At 61.7% G+C, this 20,905-nt stretch carries 20 protein-coding genes and 1 pseudogene; 13 read left to right on the forward strand and 8 right to left on the reverse strand.

Translation table 11 applies throughout. From position 1 onward, the window contains the following. Positions 1–152 precede the first annotated feature (152 nt). From BAUR9175_RS08105 to BAUR9175_RS08120, 4 genes are all read right to left on the reverse strand, one after another. Positions 153–1,136 carry a hypothetical protein gene (locus tag BAUR9175_RS08105; protein WP_069601005.1) on the reverse strand — a complete coding sequence of 328 codons (984 nt, stop codon included), beginning with the start codon at positions 1,134–1,136 and terminating at the stop codon, positions 153–155. Position 1,137: 1 nt separating this feature from the next. Beyond that, positions 1,138–1,782, reverse strand: a complete 645-nt coding sequence (locus BAUR9175_RS08110) for a response regulator transcription factor (protein WP_009881760.1) — start codon at positions 1,780–1,782, stop codon at positions 1,138–1,140. Then, on the reverse strand, positions 1,770–3,821 hold the full coding sequence (locus BAUR9175_RS08115; protein WP_083248867.1) for a sensor histidine kinase: 2,052 nt from the start codon (positions 3,819–3,821) through the stop codon (positions 1,770–1,772). The genes BAUR9175_RS08110 and BAUR9175_RS08115 overlap by 13 nt, the downstream gene beginning before the upstream one ends. A 212-nt stretch (positions 3,822–4,033) precedes the next feature. Beyond that, positions 4,034–5,311 carry a trans-sulfuration enzyme family protein gene (locus tag BAUR9175_RS08120; protein WP_069601006.1) on the reverse strand — a complete coding sequence of 426 codons (1,278 nt, stop codon included), beginning with the start codon at positions 5,309–5,311 and terminating at the stop codon, positions 4,034–4,036. Between the two features lie 217 nt (positions 5,312–5,528). Here BAUR9175_RS08120 and BAUR9175_RS08125 point away from each other — a divergent pair, with 217 nt between their 5' ends. Both BAUR9175_RS08125 and BAUR9175_RS08130 read left to right on the forward strand, forming a co-directional pair. After that, entirely contained in the window at positions 5,529–5,981 is a 453-nt protein-coding gene (locus BAUR9175_RS08125) for an ArsR/SmtB family transcription factor (protein ID WP_164513996.1), read from the forward strand. Next, positions 5,978–6,406: an SRPBCC domain-containing protein gene (locus tag BAUR9175_RS08130; RefSeq protein ID WP_236850529.1), complete on the forward strand. Its 429-nt coding sequence runs from the start codon at positions 5,978–5,980 to the stop codon at positions 6,404–6,406. The genes BAUR9175_RS08125 and BAUR9175_RS08130 overlap by 4 nt, the downstream gene beginning before the upstream one ends. A 30-nt stretch (positions 6,407–6,436) precedes the next feature. Here BAUR9175_RS08130 and BAUR9175_RS08135 read toward each other — a convergent pair whose 3' ends face one another. Then, on the reverse strand, positions 6,437–7,969 hold the full coding sequence (locus BAUR9175_RS08135) for an acyltransferase family protein (RefSeq protein ID WP_069601008.1): 1,533 nt from the start codon (positions 7,967–7,969) through the stop codon (positions 6,437–6,439). A gap of 333 nt (positions 7,970–8,302) precedes the next feature. On the opposite strand from BAUR9175_RS08135, the gene BAUR9175_RS08140 reads away from it, so the two are divergent. From BAUR9175_RS08140 to BAUR9175_RS08170, 6 genes are all read left to right on the forward strand, one after another. Further along, positions 8,303–9,334 (forward strand): NAD(P)H-dependent flavin oxidoreductase, encoded by a 1,032-nt coding sequence (locus BAUR9175_RS08140; RefSeq protein WP_069601009.1) that lies wholly within the window; start codon positions 8,303–8,305, stop codon positions 9,332–9,334. Positions 9,335–10,359: 1,025 nt separating this feature from the next. Further along, positions 10,360–10,698 (forward strand): hypothetical protein, encoded by a 339-nt coding sequence (locus BAUR9175_RS08150; protein WP_069601011.1) that lies wholly within the window; start codon positions 10,360–10,362, stop codon positions 10,696–10,698. 243 nt (positions 10,699–10,941) lie between these two features. Further along, a complete protein-coding gene (locus BAUR9175_RS08155; RefSeq protein ID WP_069601012.1) occupies positions 10,942–11,607 on the forward strand; it encodes a sporulation delaying protein family toxin in 666 nt (221 codons plus the stop codon). Beyond that, positions 11,604–12,191 carry an SdpA family antimicrobial peptide system protein gene (locus BAUR9175_RS08160; protein ID WP_096145648.1) on the forward strand — a complete coding sequence of 196 codons (588 nt, stop codon included), beginning with the start codon at positions 11,604–11,606 and terminating at the stop codon, positions 12,189–12,191. Before BAUR9175_RS08155 ends, BAUR9175_RS08160 begins: the two co-directional genes overlap by 4 nt. 41 nt (positions 12,192–12,232) lie before the next feature. Continuing rightward, a complete protein-coding gene (locus BAUR9175_RS08165) occupies positions 12,233–13,150 on the forward strand; it encodes a sporulation-delaying protein SdpB family protein (RefSeq protein ID WP_226824289.1) in 918 nt (305 codons plus the stop codon). Further along, on the forward strand, positions 13,122–13,439 hold the full coding sequence (locus tag BAUR9175_RS08170; protein ID WP_069601014.1) for a hypothetical protein: 318 nt from the start codon (positions 13,122–13,124) through the stop codon (positions 13,437–13,439). Before BAUR9175_RS08165 ends, BAUR9175_RS08170 begins: the two co-directional genes overlap by 29 nt. A gap of 116 nt (positions 13,440–13,555) precedes the next feature. On the opposite strand, the gene BAUR9175_RS19350 is transcribed toward BAUR9175_RS08170, so the two are convergent. Both BAUR9175_RS19350 and BAUR9175_RS08175 read right to left on the reverse strand, forming a co-directional pair. Beyond that, on the reverse strand, positions 13,556–13,705 hold the full coding sequence (locus BAUR9175_RS19350; RefSeq protein WP_162619355.1) for a hypothetical protein: 150 nt from the start codon (positions 13,703–13,705) through the stop codon (positions 13,556–13,558). Between the two features lie 9 nt (positions 13,706–13,714). Further along, a complete protein-coding gene (locus BAUR9175_RS08175; RefSeq protein ID WP_069601015.1) occupies positions 13,715–13,927 on the reverse strand; it encodes a hypothetical protein in 213 nt (70 codons plus the stop codon). Between the two features lie 115 nt (positions 13,928–14,042). Here BAUR9175_RS08175 and BAUR9175_RS08180 point away from each other — a divergent pair. Together BAUR9175_RS08180 and BAUR9175_RS08185 are read left to right on the forward strand one after the other, a co-directional pair. Beyond that, positions 14,043–15,607: pseudogene (locus tag BAUR9175_RS08180) on the forward strand (IS1634 family transposase). A gap of 149 nt (positions 15,608–15,756) precedes the next feature. Continuing rightward, the gene (locus BAUR9175_RS08185) at positions 15,757–15,966 is read left to right on the forward strand and encodes a hypothetical protein (RefSeq protein WP_125178427.1); all 210 of its coding nucleotides are present in this window, start codon (positions 15,757–15,759) and stop codon (positions 15,964–15,966) included. 148 nt (positions 15,967–16,114) lie between these two features. Here the strand turns inward: BAUR9175_RS08185 and BAUR9175_RS08190 are convergent, their stop codons facing one another. Next, positions 16,115–16,876 (reverse strand): response regulator, encoded by a 762-nt coding sequence (locus BAUR9175_RS08190; protein ID WP_083248870.1) that lies wholly within the window; start codon positions 16,874–16,876, stop codon positions 16,115–16,117. 168 nt (positions 16,877–17,044) lie between these two features. Between BAUR9175_RS08190 and BAUR9175_RS08195 the strand changes: the two genes are divergently transcribed. From BAUR9175_RS08195 to BAUR9175_RS08205, 3 genes are all read left to right on the forward strand, one after another. Further along, entirely contained in the window at positions 17,045–18,022 is a 978-nt protein-coding gene (locus BAUR9175_RS08195; RefSeq protein WP_069601018.1) for a DMT family transporter, read from the forward strand. After that, the gene (locus tag BAUR9175_RS08200; protein ID WP_096157652.1) at positions 18,019–20,061 is read left to right on the forward strand and encodes a sensor histidine kinase; all 2,043 of its coding nucleotides are present in this window, start codon (positions 18,019–18,021) and stop codon (positions 20,059–20,061) included. The genes BAUR9175_RS08195 and BAUR9175_RS08200 overlap by 4 nt, the downstream gene beginning before the upstream one ends. Positions 20,062–20,132: 71 nt before the next feature. Further along, positions 20,133–20,903 (forward strand): hypothetical protein, encoded by a 771-nt coding sequence (locus tag BAUR9175_RS08205; RefSeq protein ID WP_069601020.1) that lies wholly within the window; start codon positions 20,133–20,135, stop codon positions 20,901–20,903. The last annotated feature ends 2 nt before the right edge of the window (positions 20,904–20,905 follow it).

The following is a 20,905-nucleotide window of genomic DNA, read 5'->3' on the forward strand; positions in this document are numbered from 1 at the left end:
ATGCGCTTTACGGGACGTCATTCAGCGTCGAGGACGGGACTGGAATCCGGAAAGGGTGGGGCGGACGATCAGGGTGAAATCCAGATCCAACACGCTGGCCCCATACACACATTCTTGCCGCTAACCCGCCGACGGGCACCGTATGGACCAGTCTAGTTCTGCTCGATGGTGATCGTACCCATGTCGGTGCTCGCCGAGACGGGGATGATCGTTTTGCCCTCGGCATCCTTCGAGGACCGTGCAGCGTCGTACTTTTTGACGTCCTTGGCCAGATCCACGCTCCCCTCATTCGAGTTCGCGTTGATGCGGTAGAACAGATCCTTGGCGTCAGCGGCACTGCCATCGTCATCCTTGGAAGCGGCGGCCTCGGCGGCCATCCTCTCCTGGGCCAGGTCCAAGCGCGGCAGGCGGATGTCGATCGTGCCTTCGTCGGCCTTGGCAACGATGCCGGACATCGGCACCATGTCGTTGGTGAAATCGAGATCGATCGTTCCCGTCGAGGTCACGGCGTCGACGTGATCGCGAACGTTGAGATTGGAACCGTTGAGTGTGCCCACACCGGTCTTGGATTCGATGGTGTCGAAGGTCCCGCTCAAGTCAGTCATTCCGTAGTCGGTCGATGTCTGCAGACGCTCGGCCGAGCCGCTGACATCGACTGCGCCGCCGTCTGTCTTCGCGACGATCTCCTGGTAGTCACCCACGACGTCGATGGCACCGTAGCCGCCGTTGAAGTCGAGTTTCATCTCCTTCGAGGTCTTCGCAGGAAGGGTGACTTCGATCTGGGCGTTCTCGAGGTTTCGCTGATCGTCTACGGACACCGTCGACGAGTCCTCGGCCTCTCTCACCTGCAGCGTCGGTGCTTCGTCGCGGGGCCCGGTAGCGGTGAGCCGGACGGTCGGCTCATCGGTCTCGGTGGTCTTGACGGTCACTGATGCGGTGGTATCGAGGAGGAACTTCAGATCCGTGACTGAGGTCGACAGCGGCTTCGTGACATCGAGCTTCGCGTAGTTCAGACGAGAGGCTCCGTGCGCGACGCTGAAGGCGATCGGGACGAGGAGGACGACGAGCGCGGCGATCGTGATGATCACTCGCATGCTCGCGCGGGTGGATTCGCTGACGTGGACTGTGGCAGGCATTCTATGCTCCGAGGAATGTGAGGACGGCGAGGATGCGTCGGTTGTCAGAGGTGTCGGCGGTGAGGCCGAACTTGGTGAAGACCGAACTGATGTGCTTCTCAACTGCTCCCGCACTGAGGTAGAGGGTGCGGGCGATCGCGGCGTTGGATTTGCCTTCGGCCATGAGCTGGAGGACTTCGAGTTCGCGCGGGCTCAGCGTGGACAGCCCATCCTTCTTGCGTGTGCGCACGAGGATCTGCGAGACGACTTCGGGGTCTAAGACAGTGCCGCCGGAGGCGACCTCGTCGACGGCTGCGAGGAAGTCCTCGACATCGGCGACTCGGTCTTTGAGCAGGTATCCGAAGCCACCGGTGTTCTCAGCGATGAGTTCGGATGCGTACTGCTCCTCCACGTACTGGCTGAACACGAGCACCTTGACGTCGGGGTTCTGCTTGCGGATGAGGACTGCGGCGCGGATGCCCTCGTCGGTGAACGTCGGCGGCATGCGCACGTCGATGATGGCGAGGTCCGGCGGCGTGTTGTGGACTGTGGCGAGGAGCTCGTTGGCATCGGGGACGGCGGCGATCACTTCATGCCCGGCATCAACCAGAAGCCTCTCGAGTCCGGCTCGCAAGATGGCAGAGTCTTCGGCAATTACGATGCGCATGGCACCTCCACAACGACAGTAGTTGGCCCACCTGCAGGGCTGGTCAGGTTCAGTGTCCCACGAGCGGCTTCGACGCGATCGACCAAACCGGCGATCCCGGTGTGACGGCCCGAACGGTCGATGCGCGCTCCGCCCTGACCGTTGTCGGTGACGACGATCTGGACTCCCGCCTCGATGGGGGCGATGAAGACCCGAGCATGTGTCGCACCCGAGTGCTTGGCGATGTTCGTCAGGCACTCTGCGACGACGAAGTAGGCCACGGCTTCGGCCTCACGATCGATGCGCCCGGCGAGTCGAACGTCGACCTCGACGGGAATCGTCGAGCGTCCGGCCAATGCGGAGACGGCCGCGTCGAGGCCGCGGTCTGTGAGCACAGCAGGGTGGATTCCACGTGCCAGTTGGCGGAGTTCGTTGACGATGCCCTTCGCCTCGGCGTGGGCTTCGGAGACGAGCTCTTTGGCGCGCTCTGGATCTTTGTCGATCTTCGACTTCGCCATGCCCAGCGTCATGCTCAGGGCGACGAGTCGTGGCTGGGCTCCGTCGTGGAGGTCGCGTTCGATGCGCAGTCGCTCCGCACCCGCAGCTTCGATCCCGGCCATGCGGGCCCGGTCGAGATCGGTAACCTCGGCCTGCAGGGCAGCGGTGCGTGCCGGTGGCAGGAGGCTGCGGTCGAGTGCCCTGTCGAGGTACGGGGCGAACCACAGGATCGCCAGTGAGCTGGCGAGGACGATGAGAGAGCCGATGGCGATGCCGGTGCGCCCCAGCCCACCGGTGGTTCCACGGAAGAAGAAGTCGGTGATGCCCTCAGGATTGATGGCGCTGAAGATGCCGATGATTGCACCGCAGATGCCGGCGATGGTGCCGCCGACGATGATCGCGCCGAGCAGCATCTTCACGTAGTGGTGGGCAGTCGAGCGCCAGAAGGATCCCGACTTCACGTGCAGCCATCGATTGTGGAAGAAGCGGCCGAAGGCAGATTCTCGGGTGCTGCGTTCGACCTTCGGGACCGGGATCCGGTCGCCATAGATCAGTTCGGCCCGGTAACGTTCGAACACGTTCGCGCCCTGTTGGACGACGACCCAGGCGACGAGTGCGAGCACACCGAGGCCGAGTGCGAAGATTCCGCCGAAGCCGGTGAACAGCAGGCCAAGCGGGATCCAGGCCCAGACCACAGCCATCACGGCGGAGAGCACGAGGTTCGCGACGCCGACGATCCCGACTCGCTTCTGCGGCCATTCGATCGGACCGTCGGCGGGAATCTCGGTGCCTTCCTCACGCGTCAGCGGCATCGCCCCCGTCGCAGGTGCGTACGTGACGTTCTCCGACTTCGGCTTCTTCCGCCGAGGTGGCTGCATCGGCTGCATCGGCATCTGGCCGTTGGGAGCGGGCACGGGCGCAGGGAGCTGATTGGGGTGTTGGCCCTGCTGTGGGCTTTGCTGCTGGGCGGAGTAGGTGCGCGGCTGGTAGCCGGGCTGCTGGAGAGCGCCCTGCTGCTGGAGATTGCCAGGTCCAGAGGAGTGGGTGCCCTGGGACGGGTACGCCTGAGTGGGGTGCTGTGAGGGTGTTTGCTGCGAGAACCCCTGCGGGAAGTTCGCATTCATCACGCGGGTCTGGGGATAGGCCTGTGTGTACTGCTGCGTTGGGTGGTTAGTCGCCGGCGATTCCTGGTCGTGAGCCGAACCGTGCTGTTGAGCCGACCCGTACTGCTGAGCCGACCCGTACTGCTGAGCGGCACCGCGGCTGAAGGGAACCTCCATATCCATAGGAGCCGTCCGAAACTGTCCGGCCTCCGTCGCCAACGGTGTGTCTGCGGACTCGTCGACTGCGCCGTTGCCCGAAGGCTCGGAGCGGTCTGCAGACTCCTCGGCCTCGGGGGTCTTTGCAGCCGCGGGAGTCTCTGCGGTCGGGGGCGCGTTGACGATCGCCTCGGCGCCGATGGGCCTGTCCGATTCTGGCGTTTCTTCTGGTGCCTGGGACTCCAGGGAATCGGCGCTCTGCGGCTCCGATTCGCGTGGGTTCGTGGGGGTGTTCTCACTCATAGCAATAACGCTACGGGAGTCGACAAGCTGCCAACAGCACGTTGACCACCTAGCCTGCGTCGGGTTTTCCCCACGCCCCGTGACCACGCACACACGCGCCACGCACCGCCACCTGCGATTTGCACCGTCCCACCACGCACCGCCAGCGGTGAATCCCACCCACAGCTCCACGCACCACCGCTGGCACTGCGCGTGGCACTGCGAGTATCAATTCATACCGTTGCTACAGGGTGTTGAAGAGTTGACGGTGAGGGGTCCGCAATTGGAACCTCCGCACCCAGTGCCTCCGCGTCGGAGCTCACGCCGTCCGGAGTCTGCACCGTCGAAGCGAGCGCCGCGTCGAGGTCGGCGAGGATGTCGGCGATGTCTTCGATGCCCAGGGACAGGCGGATGAATGTCGGCGAGACGCTGAGTTCGCAGTCTGCGACGGCCAGGTGGGTCATGGTCGCAGGATGGTCAATCAGTGACTCAACACCACCGAGCGATTCGGCCAGAGTGATGAGCTTCGTGCTCTTCACCAGCGACAGAGCTCTTGCCTCGGTGTCGGTGCGGAATGAGACCACTCCCCCGAAGCCGCTCATCTGCTTCTTCGCGACCTCATGACCCGGGTGAGATGGCAGACCTGGGTAATACACCTCAGCGATCTCAGGACGGCTCTCCAACCACTGCGCCACGGCCTGCGCGTTCTCACAGTGCTTAGCCATCCGCACCGGCAGGGTTTTGATGCCGCGGCGAGTCAGCCATGCATCGAAGGGGGCGATGCCCAACCCGACGGATGCGAGGTAGGACTCGAGACGTTCGACAACCTCGGCGGCACGGGGACAGGTCGAACCGTCACCGGCGAGAACGGCACCGCCGATGACATCGGAGTGGCCGTTGATGAACTTCGTCGTCGAGTGGATGACGACATCGGCGCCGAGCTCGATGGGGCGCTGCAGAATCGGGGTGGCGAAGGTGGAGTCGACGGCCAGGATGGCGTTTGCGGCGTGGGCGAGCTTGGCAGTCTCGGCGATGTCGACGATGTCGAGCCCGGGATTGCTCGGAGTCTCGACCCACACGATCGCGGTCTTGGCCGAGATCGCGGCCGCCAGCGCCTCGGTGTCGGTGAGATCGACGGTGCGGATGCTGATGCCCCAGCGCTCGTATTCATTCTTCAGCAGCCGGTACGTGCCGCCGTAGATGTCGCGCGGGATGATGATCTCATCGCCGGGACCCAGCAGTGCCGAGAAGACCGCGACCTCGGCGGAAGTCCCCGAGTTCACCGCCGCTGCGAAGGAGGCGTTCTCCAGTTCGCACAGCACGTCTTCGAGGTCGCTGCGGTTCGGGGTGCCGGTGCGCGCGTAGTCGAAGCCGGCGCGGGTCTGGCCCGGGGTGTCCATCATGAAGGTCGAGGTCTGGAAGATAGGGGCAACAACCGAACCGGTATGCGATTCGGGGTTGGCCCCCGAATGCACAGAGCGGGTCGAGATTCCGTTCTGGGTGATACTCATGGCGGGACCTTCCTTCACTGATGGCACTTCGACTTCGCTGCCGAAGTTCCACCAGTGTGTACGTACTGGCACGAGTGCTGCCGTCGTCTGTGACCTCGGATGTCACCAGCCGTCATGTGACGGTCTTCCGGCGTCACTTTCCGTCACGAAAGAGTCTGAGCAGGAAATTTCTCGATCCGTGGGTCTTTTCGCTCCGAGTCATGTAATACTTAGCCTCATGGCTAAGTATTCGGATCAGCTTGATGCGATGTTCACCGCTCTTGCCGATCCCACACGACGTGCAGTGGTCCACCGTTTGGGCCACGGATCGGCGAGTGTCGGAGAACTGGCAGAGCCCCTGCCGATCTCACTCCCGTCGTTCATGAAGCATGTGCGCACCTTGGAGTCGTGTGGGCTGATCCGAACTCAGAAGACAGGCCGGGTGCGCACCTGCGTACTCAACCGCGATCGACTGACACTGCTCAATGATTGGCTGGCCGAGCAGAGACTCATCTGGGAGGCCAGCACGGATCGCCTCGAGCGGTTCGTCACCGCCACAGACGACGAGATCGCACACAGCGCTGCCGCTGACACCAACGGCAGCAATCACAGTAGGGAAGAATCATCACCGCAAATCTCGCTCGCACCCGACATTTCGACTCCGCTCTCGACCTCACAATCCAGAGAGTGATCCGAGCGCCAAAGGAATCCATCTGGTCTGCTTGGACGGATCCTGACAAACTGGCGCAATGGTGGATACCAGCGCCGCTGACTCTTCGCGTCGACGCCCTTGAACTCCGCCCGGGTGGGGCCTTCTCCACCATGATGAGCGAGGACGGGGAGACCTTCACTCCGCACGTGGACGCCGTCTTCCTCCTCGTTGAGGACAACAGCCGTCTGGTGTTCACCAACGCGGTCAACAGTACGTGGCACCCTGTCTCTCCCGACCCTGTCTCCATGACCACCGAGATCATCTTGGGCGACCACCCCGACGGCACTGACTATCAGGCCGTCGTCCGCCATGGCAGCCCCGAGCAGCGTGCCCGTCACGAGGAGCTCGGCTTCTTCGACGGCTGGGGCACCGTCACCGAGCAGCTGGCGCAGTCAGTGGAATGAGGCGAGCGGGGCGGCGGCCCCGATCGCTCCTCAGCCGAAACTGACAATCGCTTTGCCACGATCCGCCGCCGGCATCTCCGTCGCTGCAGCCCTCTCGGACCCCGGCGCCTTCATGGTGGCGGCCAGCACCAGTGAAATCAGGAGCGCCGAAACGGAGACGAGCGTCCAGATCAGTGGAGCGATTCCCACGAGGAGTGCGATCGCGATGCCGCCCATGGCCAGAGTGACCGCCGTGAGGGCCCGAGACACAGGACTCGACAGACGCTGACCCACTCGAGCCTCGAAAGTCGAGAAGCTCGCCCGCACACCCCTCGCCGCTGCGCGCCCGAACTTGGCCAACCTATCCTCACCGGGGAACGGGATCTTCGACATGGCCATTGCCAAAAGCGCGGCCAGTCCCATCACCGTGATCAGCCATGACAGCCTGGTCAGCCACCACCAATTCGATTCGATCTCAGGGAGTACGATCCCGGCTGCCGACAGCCCATCTCCTGCCGGCACCCCGGACAGCAGCTGAGCTGCGTAGCCCAGAGCTCCGATAAGGGTGATGACGATCGGCATGTGCCACAGGTAGACCTGGATGCCGTAGGTGTTGCCCCAGGAGATGACACGCTCCCAGATGCGGGCACGGTACTCGTATCCGACCGCAGTCCGATCCGAACCACCGGACACGATTTCGTTCAGACGCGCATGGCTCAGCCGCAGGATGCACATCTGCGCAACACCGAGCAGCACCAAGGCACCGGTGGGCGGGTTGAGGTTGATGAGCATGTTCGGGCTGTAGACCCCAAGACCGACAAGCACCCCGAGGCTCACCAGGGACAGCACCATCACGGTCCAAGCAGACCAGGCCCGCACGGGACGATGAATGGCGTCGGCGTAGAAGAAGCCGCACTGCTGGATCAGCGGCCATACGAACAGGAAGTTGAGATAGCCCAGTCCGGTCACTCCCGTGAATGCGACCAAGCCGTCCACAGCGACCACCGCGCCGGCAAGCGCTGCGATCGTCCGCCTCGGCGCCCTTTCGTGGAAGTGCACCGCCAGGGGAACCAGCGATGTCAGCCCGACGTAGACGGCGAGGAACCACAGCGGTTGCCCGATGCGAGTGCTCGCCTCGGCGAGCAGGCCGGCGGGCACCCCCAATTCAGAGGCCAGGGACAGTCCGACACCGGCAACGCCGATGAGCACTGCGACCGGAATGACGAGGCGGCGCAGGCGGGCATGAATATAGTCGGCCCAGGTGCCACCGGTGGCTTGAGTGCGTCGCCAACCGTTGATGGCGGCGTATCCGCCGATGAAGAAGAACAACGGCATGATCTGGAAGAACCACGAGGCGATTGTGAAGCCGGTGGTGTGCAGCAGCGCCACCGTGGGAACAACGTCACCGTCTGCTCCGAGCACGGCTGAACTCATCATCGAATGCAGGATCACCACGACGACGAGGCAGCCGAACCGGATGAGGTCGATCGCCCGGTCCCGGTGCGGTCGACGAGTGGTGTCGCCGTGCGGGGCGGAAAGGTGGTTCGCCCCGGCCTCGGGCGGCCTGCTGAGGGTGAGTGACATGTCGGCTCCTTGTCGGATTGAGCTCCGCTGATTGCACAGAGTGCTGAGCTCGTCGTTCGATACATCCGAACCTATGGGCGCGATCACCGCCGGCACATCACCTCTGAGTTCCGACCTGAGTCCGCCCAAGCACTACTTTCGGATGAGACGGGACTCCACCGACTGGATACCCTCACCCATCCAGCCCAGAGAGCCGCGGCCCAGCGAAAACAGTGCCGCAAACCTTCCCGGTGCAAACACCGCGGCCCATCGTGAGTGCAAGAATGGCCACGAAAGCATCACCCGAACAGAAATCCACCCCGTCCAGGACATCCGAGCAAGGAGCACGAAACGATGACGACGATCGCCTTCGAGAAGACAGCCCTGCCCATCATCGGCGCGCCGATGGCCGGCGGCACCACGACCCCGGATCTCACCGCTGCTGTTGCGCGAGCCGGCGGCTTCCCGTTCGTGGCCGGCGGCTACCTCACCGCCGAGGCGTTGGCCCCACTCATCGATCGCATGCGGGAGACGACCGAGAACTTCGGCGTCAACCTCTTCGCTCCGAATCCCGTTCCCATCGACCGCGCGGCCTTCGACGCCTTCGCCTCCGCCCTCGAACCCGTGGCTGCCGAACGCGGGCTGACTCTCAATCCCGAACCGGTCGATGACGATGACCATTATGCGCAGAAGGTCGACTACCTTCTCGCCCATCCCGTGCCCTTGGTCTCGATGACGTTCAACATCCCCACCGCCGAGGTGGTGGCTCGTCTCCATGACGTCGGCACCCAGGTCGCGGCGACCGTGACGACTCCCGCCGAGGCCCGCACCGGTGCCGAACGCGGCGTCGATGCCCTCATCGTTCAGGGCCCGCGGGCGGGCGGGCATTCGGGGACGGCCGATCCGACCCGGTCGATCGAGGACCGCGCCACGAGCGACGTTGTCAGAGATGTCCTCGCCGAGGTGGACCTCCCTATCGCGGCCGGTGGCGGAGTCGACGGGGTTGAGATGGTCGAGGCTCTCCTGCAGGCAGGGGCGAGCACCGTGGTCGTGGGCACTCTCCTGCTGCGCACCGATGAAGCAGGGACTGCCGAGACCCACCGCGCGGCTCTGGCGTCCGATGACTTCACTGAGACACAGCTGACCAGGGCATTCACCGGACGCCCTGCCCGCACGCTCGTCAATGACTTCGTGCGGACGTTCGACTCGATCGCCGTCAACGCCTACCCGGCGGTTCATCATCTGACGAAGTCATTCCGCGCTCAGGCGAAGAAGGACGGCGATCCCCAGGGCCTGCACCTGTGGGCCGGCACGGGCTATCGCGGCGCACGTGAGGCCTCGGCACAGACGATCGTCAAGGAGCTCGGCGCTCAGTTCGCCCGCTGAGTCCGTGTCGGTTCCGAGCGGCGGATTCCCGAGCCTCGAGTCCGGTCAAGATCGAGCCGCCCAAGGAGCCGATCGCCCCGGACGCATTACGGAGTGCGGCTGACTGTTGCGGAGTCGAAGGTCTGCTTCTGGAAGCTGGCCACAGTCTGCCAAACCCCGGTTGTGATTGCCTACCGGCGCACTTCGCCGATTGGGGCGCGGCTTCGCACGGAAGAATACTGCGAGGATCTGCGCGCCCTGGTCTGGCGGGGCAACGAGGATGCCCGGGTTGTGCTGGATGCTCTAGAGCGGTTGGACGTCAGCGAGGAGGACGCCGTTGTCCAACTGGACGAGGTGGCAGTGGAGCTGGAGTTCTTTGTTCGTCAGCGGAGGATGTCGAGGAAGGTGAGTGCGATTGAGGGGGGCGAAGCGGTTAGTGGATTCGCTTCTGCCGACCACATGAACATTGCAAACGTTTGCACCCGTCACTTTGTCATCGCGTGGCGGGTGCTTTCGTGTTCATCCCGGCACTATGGGGACAGACCCATTCCCGATACGGCTACAGGAGGACCACCGGTAGCCACACATACTGAAAGACGCATGCCTCGCGCTTCAAGCCGCCCCTGTTGATACTGCCCCTGACCAATGTTCGCTCCTCGGCCGATGGGCTCGGGGTGCCAGTGGGCGGGTGATGCGCATTTGCTCCGCACAACCGGATGCCAATGATTGGGTGCAGGTGGCGCATCCGGGCATGCCGACACAAACAGGTTTCGTCGGCGGATACATGCATGTGGATTACCTTGAGCTTCTGCCGACCTATGATTCGCACACCATGTAGTGGTTTGCGTACGTGAGACCTTCTTAAGTGTCAGACACTCTAACGGTTGTTGATGTCTCATTGAATGTTGGACACTATGACACGGTTGAGCAAGCCCGGCCAGCATCGACGGTAGGCGGAGACCCATTCGTCTATATCAAAGGAGATCAACATCACTAAAGGCCAAGGCTACGACTTCCGCTACAGCTCGGAAACCGACACGGCGCCGATGCTGAAAGCGCTGGCCGCTGTCCCTGGCATGCCCGACTACGACGGCGCCGACCTCGTGGAATTCGTCAACGAGATCCTTCCGCAGCACCCGGATGCGTTCGACATCCTGGATGTCACCCTGGAAGGTGGTTACACCACTGGCGAGCTCGAGCTGGCCATCTTCGCACCGGACACTCGCGTCAGCTATGACGACTTCCCGGATGCGTACGAATTGCAGGAAGCTGAGGAGGCCAGTGTTGGGCTCCCCCGCGGCTTGGCGCTGTTCAGCGACCAGATAGCCAATCTTGGCTACACCATCGGTGGTCCGCAGCTAAGCGACTACGAAACCATCGGGTAGGCCGAAGTCGACCCTACACATGAACCCCAGGCGTTAATACGTCTGGGATTTTATCATGCGCCACTCGGGCAAGAGGCAAGAAGCGAGAGTCTTTGTCACAAACTGTCATGCTGCGGATCACCGAAAAAGTCCATTGAAAAATAAACCGTACTTGCTGTAAGACTGCGTTGACGATTTGCTCAGAGTCCCATAAGGTCAACAGTTGAACTAGCAACCCCGTTTGATGTTTAAACAACTAGGAGCATGATGTTCAAGAAGTCACTATGCGCTGGAATACTTGCGTTGAGCCTTGCATCGTCATCAGCAGCGCCCGCGTCCGCGGTCGATGTTGAGTACCCGAGTCCGCAGTCAGGCCAGGAGTCAGCAAAGCTTGCTGAAAATTACACGCACGAAGAAATTCTGCAATTCCTGTTTGAAGGAACCGGCAAGGTAGCAAAAGAAAACCCTGAATTGCTTGAGCGGTTCAACTTTAATAAGGACCGCCCGATGGCGGACAAGGAAGTCCTTGGCAAGGTGATTGACGAATACCTTGACTACCACCCCGATTTTGAAGGCAAAGTTGTTAGCCCTTTGACGTCGGGCGACCCGAAGCAGGTTGAGGCTGCATTGACCAACCTGACGGATACCTACTTCGATTTCCTAGAGGACGAATACGGGGTGGAGTCGGTGCCCATAAAAGTGTCCCCACAAAAGGGATGTGGGCCTGGCGGCAAAGTTTGCGTCGTCGCCTACGCGGTAGGTTTTGTCAACGTTGCTGTTTACGCCAATGCCGCTGCTGCAACGATGGCGGTCATCGGGCTCTACGTCGTCCCTTCGGCCGTGTCTTACCTGATGGCACCGGACTCGGCAGATGGAGAACTCGTGAAAACTGAGTTCGTTGCTGACCTGACCCGTGCGCTTGCCGTATGAGTCGGAAGTGGTCAATTGCCGGGGCAGCAAGCGTGCGTTCGCTGGTGACGCTAGCCCTCCTCGGATTAGCGATACTGATGCTCCTCGTATCGGTATTCTTTTCGCTGCCTAGCAATGTGCTGTCCGATAGAGGCAAAGTCAATGCGGCCAGAGTGTTTAGTGTTGATCTTGCGCCGCAGGGTTGGGGGTTCTTCACAAAGCCGCCATCAGACTCGGATCTGTTCTACTACGACGGCAACCTGCAGTCCGTGATGGAGACCCCACAAGGACGGGCGGATAACCTGCTAGGCCTAAGCCGGACACAAAGAGCTCAGGGCCCCGAGGGCGGCGCGCTGCTGACTCCCCTCGCGGAAGAGGACTGGTTCAAGTGCGAAACGGGTGAAGATCTAGAAGAGTGCTATGAATCCCTCAAAGCATCCACGACCGAGCCCATTCGAGCCGACAACACGTTTAAACACCCGACGCTGTGCGGGAAAGTAGTCATCGCCCAGGCAGAGCCGGTCCCCTGGTCCTACCGGGACCTGTATGAACAGACGCACATCCCGGAAGGAATGATTGAAATGCAGGTGACATGCGAAAACTAGTTCATGGACTCACTCTGCCGATCGAACGGTCCTTGGCCTGCATGCCGTCGGGTTCGAGGAAGATCGCGGTTGCGCGGTCCCTTATCGCCTTAGCCCAGCTGTCAGTTCTGTTGCTAACTGAGTGGGATGCACTCTTCGTGTCGTCATCGGACAAAGATTTCGGCCCATCTTGTGACGGCGTCGCCCGTATTGGCGCGTACTGCATGATGTACTCGTGGGGTGGGCTCACGGTACCCACGCTCGTGGTTATTGCCAGCCTGCTGCTCGTCCTCTCTGGCTACTTCCCCCGTTACACAGGGCTACTCCACGCATGGGTGACGTTGTCCTTTGCGCCAGCGATCAGTCTCGCCGATGGCGGAGAATCAATCTCACAGGTCCTCGTCCTGCTGCTTGCGCTCGTTTTGCTATCGGATGGCCGGAAGAACCATTGGATGCCTGATGAGGTGGGTGGTTCAAAACTCCTGCCTCTGAGCTGGGTAGCTGCTCATTTAATACGCTTTCAGATCGCATGGCTTTATCTGAATTCTGCGATAGAGAAGACCGCTGTTCCAGAATGGCGTGACGGATCCGCTGTTTATTTCATTACGCTAGATCCCATGTTTGGCACCGCCCCGCCATTCGGGCCGCTGTTTGATTTCGCTGTCGATATTCCTTTCCTGTCGCTAATGATGACGTGGGGAACGATAGCTGTTGAAATGTCGATTGCGTTCTTCCTGGTTGGGCCGCGCCGGAGCCGACGTTTCGGTGTTTGGCTGTCAGTTTGTTTGCATATTCTTATTATCGCAATGATCGGGCTATGGTCGTTTGCATTCATTATGATTGGAGCTGTGATCGCTGCCTCGGGACCGACCGTTGTGTTGAAAGAATTGCGTCCGAAGATGGCTGGATTTCGTAGTCAGGTTAGTTTTCTAGAAGAACATGAGGTAAGCGATGACCACGGTGTTGCGCGTACGCATTAAGACGAATTGGGTCAACGGTTGGTTTCTGAGACTGTTCACCAAGCCTGTGGTGCTGGTCGACCGTGTTGAATACCCCGGCCAGTGGTCGAAAGTTACGGAAATTGAAACGATCGACGAGAGCTCCACGCGAGTAGCAGTCGGATTTCGCTACTTCGGCCGCGGAAGCGTGCTCGGAACCTCGGAATCAGTGCTGACGCACAACACAGATGCCGGAACGGACTCGGTTGATATGGTCTTCAAAAACGGACCCTTGAACCACCAGCCGTTTCGGCTAGTGAAGCGCACGTGAGTGGTGGCGCTGCGCTCCTGCTAGTCCGCTAGAGGAACTGGGACACTCTTCACAGGCACATACCCAATAGAAAAGACCCCGAGCACATCACACGCTCGGGGTCTTGGGGTTGTTGGTTACTCGTCGGACATGAGGATGTCGAGGAGTTCTTCGAGTACGCTGACGTGTTTGCCAGTCCTTCGCTGCTTCATACGCCGTATGCGCTCAGCAAGCGGGTCAGGATCATGCTCCAAGCAGAACATGCGATCGCCAACCGAGGCGAACATGTCATCTCCTCAGACTTCGCAGACGGCACCGATCTCGTGGAGGTCGAATACGCCTGATGAGAACAATCCGCAGTGTTTACAGCTTCCAGAGCCGTCCGTGTAGCCGCGGGTTTCGAACTCGTGCTCGTGACCGTCGGCGATGTAGCCCTGGTACTTCTGCCACGCCTGCTCTTCCGCCGCCTTAATAGAGTCCCCTTCACCACGGATGAAAGTATCTGGCATTGCTCCTGACTTGCACAGGTGACCGGTGATTTCACGGTGTCGTGGAATGTTTGTGCTGGTAAGGGAGTTATCACTCGCGCTTTTGGGTAACTAAATTCGACACTAAAATGGGTCCATGAGCCCATTCGTGCGTAAGGTCCCCACAGCGTCCGGGGCCACCGCAGTGCAGATCGCTGACAAAACAGGTGGACGCTACCGCATCGTCGAGCACCTCGGTTCTGCCCACACTCCCGAGGAACTCGCAGCACTCATGGCTCTTGGCCGCGACAAACTCCACCCCGGACAAGGTGTCCTCGACTTCGACCACACCGACAAACCCGCCACGGCCCCCGCGGTCGTGAAGTCCAGCCGGTCACAAGTCATCGTCGATACGATCCGTGCCGCCTACGAGCGTTTGGGCTTTGATACCGTCGATGACGAAGCCTTCTTCCAACTCGTCCTCGCCCGCCTGATCGAACCCACCTCGAAATCCGATAGCGTGAGAGTCCTTTCCGAGCTCGGTGTCGATACTGTCCACCGCAACACGTTCCTGACGTGTCTCAAACGCGCCCGCGACCACAACTATCGCGACCAGATCGCAGCGAAGTGTTTCGACTACTCAGTGGCTACGACCGGGATCAGTCTCCTCCTCTACGACGTCACTACCCTGTACTTCGAGGCAGAGAAAGAAGACAGTCTGCGAAAAGTCGGATACTCCAAAGAACGTCGAGTCGACCCACAGATCGTTGTCGGACGGGACTCCTCGTTGATCGAACAGGGTTCCCGTTAGAGATCGGGTGCTTCGAAGGCAACAAAGCAGAGACCCACACGATCATTCCCGTGATCAAACGCTTCCAAGACCGCCACCAAGTATCGGACATGGTCGTGGCTGCCGATGCCGGAATGCTCTCGTCGAAGAACTTAAAAGAACTCGATGACGCAGGCCTGCGGTTCATTGTTGGTTCCAGGCAGGTCAAGGCCCCGCACGACCTGGCAACGTATTTCCACTGGAACGGCGAGTGGGCCGATGACCAGACCGTCATCGATACGATCACTCCTCGTGGCCAGAAACGACTTGACCCACACCGAACAAAAACGAGGTCGGAACCCGTCTGGGACGCGGAGTCGTTTCCGGATGCGTGGCGGGCGGTGTGGCAGTACCGACGCAAGAGAGCGATGCGTGACGAACAGACTCTGAATCTGCAGCGCAACCGAGCTATCAGCATCATCGAGGGAGACTCGCAACCGAAATCAGCGAGGTTCGTCAAAACCAAGGGAGCGGAGAAGGTCTTCGACGAGAAGGCCTATGACCGGGCGATGAAGCTGTCCGGGTTCAAGGGATACGTCACCAATATTCCAAAGACCATCATGCCGGCAAGGGAGGTCATCGGCAGCTATCACGACCTCTGGCATGTCGAACAGTCGTTTCGGATGTCGAAGACAGATCTCGATGCCAGGCCGATGTTTCACCGGACCCGGGACGCGATCGAGGCTCACCTGACAGTCGTGTTCACTGCTTTGGGTGTGGCGAGGTTTATGCAAGACGCGTCCGGGGTGTCGTTGAAGAAGATCATCACGACGTTGCGTCCGTTGCGGGAGTTCACTGGCGTCATTGGTGATCAGGAGATCACGTTCGCCCCAGATATCCCGCCGGCGGCGAGGGAACTCCTCGACGCGCTACCGACTGGCCAATCACCTTGACTCCGCCAGGGTAACTAAACCTGTGCAACTCAGGTCTGGCATTGCTCGATCGATACACCACGACCGATGATCGGGGCCACCTCAGTTTCCAGTACTCGGTTCGAGCCCTTCACTGTGGCGGTCACTTCAAGTTCCGTAAGCATGTAATCGTGTTCGGTTCACCCTGGACAGGGCACCAGGTGCCCATCACTGATCATGGCGGACACCTCGAGTTCTATCTCATCCCGCACGGTGAACTCGTCGCGACGCTCGATCTTCCTCTACTCAGGCAATACAACATCAGCAAGGTCGGCAGATTCGTCAACAGAGACCGTAAGCACCTCCCATCGGGAGTCGAATCGTTCAAGAAACCCACCTGAGTGTCAGATAAGTCAGTACGGACACTGTCCGATAAACCACTGCGAACAGTGTCCGATATGAAGGTAGTCAGCACGCGGGTGCAATTAGTGACGTCACGGAGGTTTAAGGCGCCGAGCCTTCACGCACGGAGGTTGAGTGCCGAGCCATTCAGCTCCCGGCGACGACCAGGCCCGATTCGTAGGCGGCGACGACGATCTGGGTGCGATCGCGCAGGCCCAGCTTGGACAGGATCCGCGACACGTGGGTCTTCACGGTCTGCTCGGCCAGGAACAGGTGCTCAGCCACCTCGGCGTTGGCATGGCCTTTGGCCACCAGGGTCATGACGTCGATCTCACGGTCGGTGAGCTGCCCGAGCACGGCGGTGTCCTTGGCGATCTTGGGTCCGCTCACGTACTCGGAGATGAGTCGGCGGGTCACGGACGGCGCCAACAGCGACTGCCCCTCGGCGACCACGCGCACGGCGGTGATCATGTCTTCTGCGGTGGCGTCCTTAAGGAGGAAGCCGCTGGCCCCTGCGCGCAGTGCTGAGAACACGTACTCATCGGCGTCGAAGGTGGTGAGCATGATGATCTTCGGGTGCTCGCCGGGCATCGAGAACACGGCCCGAGTGGCATCGAGACCGTTGAGCTTCGGCATCCGGATGTCCATGAGGATGACGTCGGGTGCGGTTCTGCGCACGAGGTCGACGACTTGCGAACCGTCCTCGGCACTGCCGACGACACTCATGTCCGGCTGTGCATCGAGGAGAGCTCCGAATCCTTGGCGGACCATGGCCTGGTCATCGACGATGGCGACGCGCGTCGTCTCGGACGAGGGCGGCGGAACCCCGTCGCGCGCAATCGACCCTGGTGCGGGACTCGGCGTCGACCCTGGTGCGGGACTTGCCCCTGGCACTCCTGCTTCTGGCATGCTCTCACGCTACCCGACCCGCACCACGGTGGACCCTCGAAAGCCCGTGAAATCAGGCGGAAACCTCCCCACCAGGGCCGATTTCATCCGAAAGTAGCACTCCCCCGCCTGCACAATCACTCCTTCGTATGATGCGCCCCATGACACCAGGTCCTTAGCGTGCACACCATGATCATCACAGCGATAATCCTCGCCACGGTCGCAGCCTTCTGCTTGGCACTCGGCACCCACTTCCAGCAGTACGCCGTCGCCACCATGACACCCGGACCCAAACGCCGAGCCACCTGGATCACAGGCCTGGGACTCATGGGCATGGTGACCGTCCTCAATGTCATCGCACTGGGCCTCGGGCCGGTCGCCATCGTCCAACCCATCGGTGCGATCTCCCTCGTCTTCGCCGCGCTCATCAGCCGCCGGTACTTCGGCTTGCAGCTCGGTGCCCCACTGCTCATCAGCATCGGGGTGACGATGTTCTCGATCTTCGCCTTCGTGACCACCTCGGCGCAGTTCTCCCACGAACTCGTCGCCACCGAGGAATCGGTGACGTGGCTGCTGGCACTCCTCATCGCCCTCAGCGTCTTCGGCGCGCTCTTCGCACTCAGTCGGGCCGGGCACATTCCACGCGTCATCATGACCGGCATCATCTTCGGCACGGTCGCCGCCGCGACACATGTGCTCGCCCGCACGGTCGTGGCTGGCGGACTCCCCGAGTTCGACCTCATGGGCGCGCGGTGGTGGATGGTGCTGGCAGCCGTGGCCCTCGCCTCGGCGGTGGGATTCTGGCTGGTCCAGACTGCCTACGCCTCAGGCCCTCCAGAGACGGTTCTGGCCGGTCTGACCGTCATCGACCCGATCGTGGCGGTGGCCATCGGCGCCGCCTTCTTCGGCGAATACACGGGCCTTACCCCCATGGCCATCGGCCTCCTCCTGCTCGCCGCGGTCGGAGGGATCGGCGGCGTCTGGATGCTCTCCCAGTTCCATCCCCGCGTCCTCGAGGCGAAGATGCCGTCCGCTGCAGCATCACTGACCGCGTCGAATCACCTCGACGACGCATACGCCCCCGAGCACGTCCCAACCAACGTTCCTGCCCTCCGCTCACCAGAGCCGCACACACTGACGCTCAACGAACAAGGAATCCGAAAATGAACCCGACCCTCGAAACCTCTCCCACCGATGCGGCCACTTGGCCGAGCACGTATTCTGAGACCGTGCCCCGTCCTGCTGATACACCGCCCATCACCCGATCGTGGTGGTCGCGGATGTGGCACAATCTGGGGCGCGACAGTGTCCTCATCCTTCCCGGTTTCTTCATTTCCCTCATCGGGTTCGTCGCGCTCATCGCGCTGTTCTCGGTGTCCATCGCGACCATCGTCATCTGGATCGGCGCCCTGCTCCTGCCGCTGACGCTCTACGTCGCGACCGGATTCGCAAACCTGTCCCGGGCCCGTGCCCGGCAGTGGGGAGCCCCCATCGCCGAGGTTGTCCATCGTCCCCGCGGACGCGGAATCAGCGGGTGGTTCGGTGTCATGGCCGAGGGACGGCGCTGGCTCGACCTGCTCTTCGAAATGGTCTTCGCGCTGCCGATCCGGCTCTTCACCTTCTCTGTGGTGATCCCCTGGTTCTTCGGTGCCCTGGGTGGGATCACCTACTTCTTCTGGGGACGATTCCTCCCCTACGACAACACCGATCTCATCAGCCTCATCGCAGCCTGGTGGAACGACACCCCCTTGGTGGATCTGGGATTCGGCGCCGAGGCGACCTTCCAGTTCATCTCCGGACTCATCCTCCTCGTCACGTTCCCCTTCGTCCTGCACGCCATGGCCCGGTTGGAGATCGCGGCGATTACGGCAGGTCTGGCGCCCGGTCACGATGGGGCCACCTCGGCGGGAAAAGCACGAGCCGGTGACGCATGGGGCCACGATCCGATGGGGGCTGCTTCGGCGACTTCGTCGGGATCGACAGTCCTGGTGTCACCGGCAGCCAACTCGTTCCTGACGCGCTCCGCCGGCGAGGGCTGGTTCTGGCTGATGAGCATCTTCGTGGGCGTGGTGCTCGTGGCCATCGGATGGCCGGTAACGGCGGTTGTCTACGGAATGCCAGCGGTCGTTGCAATGCTCCTCGCGCTCACCTCGAGCGGGGCCTTGGTGCTTGCCGTGAGCAAACCGATCCCGGCCATCGTCCTCGGCCTCGTCTCCTCCGCTGCAGGAATCGTCCTCACTGCGGACGTCACAGGGGAGGTCTGGCCGTGGGCAGTGACGTCAATCTTGGCTTTGCTCTTCCTCCACCTCATCATCGGGATGCGGCACAGCTGGCTCCACCTCGTCATCCTGTGGTCGCTGTCCACAGTGCTCGGCGCGCTGAGCCTGACCATGCCCCATGCGGGAGGACTGTCGGGGGCGCTGGCAAATGTCATCACGACGGTCTCACTCACTGCCGGAATCTCGATCGTCGCGGTGATCGGCAATCTGTGGATCCGCGGACGCACCCAGCTGGCCACGGAGCGCCAGCTCAGTGCCGAGCAGTTGGCCAAGCGTCAAGAGCTCGAGGAACGCAACCGGATCGCCCAGGAACTCCATGACGTCGTCGCGCACAGCATGTCCGTCATCAGCGTCCAGGCCACCACGGCCCGCTACCGACTGCCCGAACTCGATACCCGAAGCGTTGACGAGTTCGATTCGATCGCCGGCTCGGCTCGGCAGGCACTCAATGAGATGCGCGGTCTGCTGGCGATTCTGCGCGGTGGCCGCGATGCCGATCTGGCTCCGCAGCCGATGATCGATGACATTCCCGACCTCGTCGAGGCCACCCGCGGTTCGGGCGCCGAGGTTGAACTCGAATTCTCTGCGGAGCCGATCGAGATCAACCCGACGACCGGATTGACCGCTTTCCGCCTCGTCCAGGAAGCACTGTCGAACGCTCTGCGCCATGCTCCCGGCGCACCAGTGAGGGTGTCCGTTCGCACCGATGAGTGGCAGCTGTCGGTCAGTGTCGTCAACGGGGTTCCGGGTTCAACCGACTCAGGAACGAATCACCCGGGCTCGGGCCAGCCCGACGAGGGCCACCTCGGCGGAGGATTCGGCCTCAAAGGCATGCGCGAGAGGGTCGAAGCACTCGACGGAACGCTGCAGGTGGGTCCGACTGCTGAGGGCGGATTCGAGGTCAAGGCCACGTTGCCCACCTCGTGAAGGGCTTACTGATGCTCCGATGGGATAATGATGGTGCTGCCCAGACAATCCTTCGGAAGGATCGGCCCCCGATGGCACACCAGGCCCCGAGCGCATTGGCCCAAAGCCTCCGACGAGCGATCGTCATGGCGATCGTCACGACCTTCAGTCTCGCGGCGCTGGGCGGGATCATCGTCCTCCTCGGCGACATCGAGTCGGAGATCGCGTACCAGGTCCTCGCCACGACGGCGCTGACGGGAGTCTTCAGCGTTGCAACATTCTGCGGGGCGACACTGATCGGCAGGCGCGGCAAGCAGTTCGGCGTCATCACCATCGGACTGGCCGTCCTCGCTCTGGCGCTGGCCCTCTGGTTCGTCTGGGCAGAGCCCTACGACGTTGACCTCCCTTGGAAGCTGCTCGTCACGGCCTGCCTTCTCTCCGCCTGCACCTCCGTCGCTTCGCTCATCCTGCTGTTGGTCTCGAACCGGTCGTGGACGGTCAGGATCGCACTGTCGATCACCCTCTGTCTCATCGCTCTCGGCTGCGCGCTGTCGTTGATCTCAATCTGGTTCCAGTCTGCGTGGGACTACGAGTGGCTGACTCGGCTGATCGGAATCGTCTGGATACTCGCAGCCCTGGGGGTCGTCGTAGTGCCCGTCTCCTCACTGCTGCTGAAACCCGAATCCGCGGCAGTTGAGCCACAGACGGATCTCGGCGAAGCGGACTCTGATCTGTCCGCGAAGGCAGTTTCTGAGCTGTCCCCGCAATCAGTCCGCCGCATTGAGGAAGCCGCCCGCCTAGCCGATCTCACGCCCGACGAATTCGTCGACCGCTGCCTGACGACGCTGCCGGACTCCCACTGAAC

This window comes from Brevibacterium aurantiacum (assembly GCF_900169065.1).
Taxonomy (GTDB): Bacteria; Actinomycetota; Actinomycetes; order Actinomycetales; family Brevibacteriaceae; genus Brevibacterium; species Brevibacterium aurantiacum.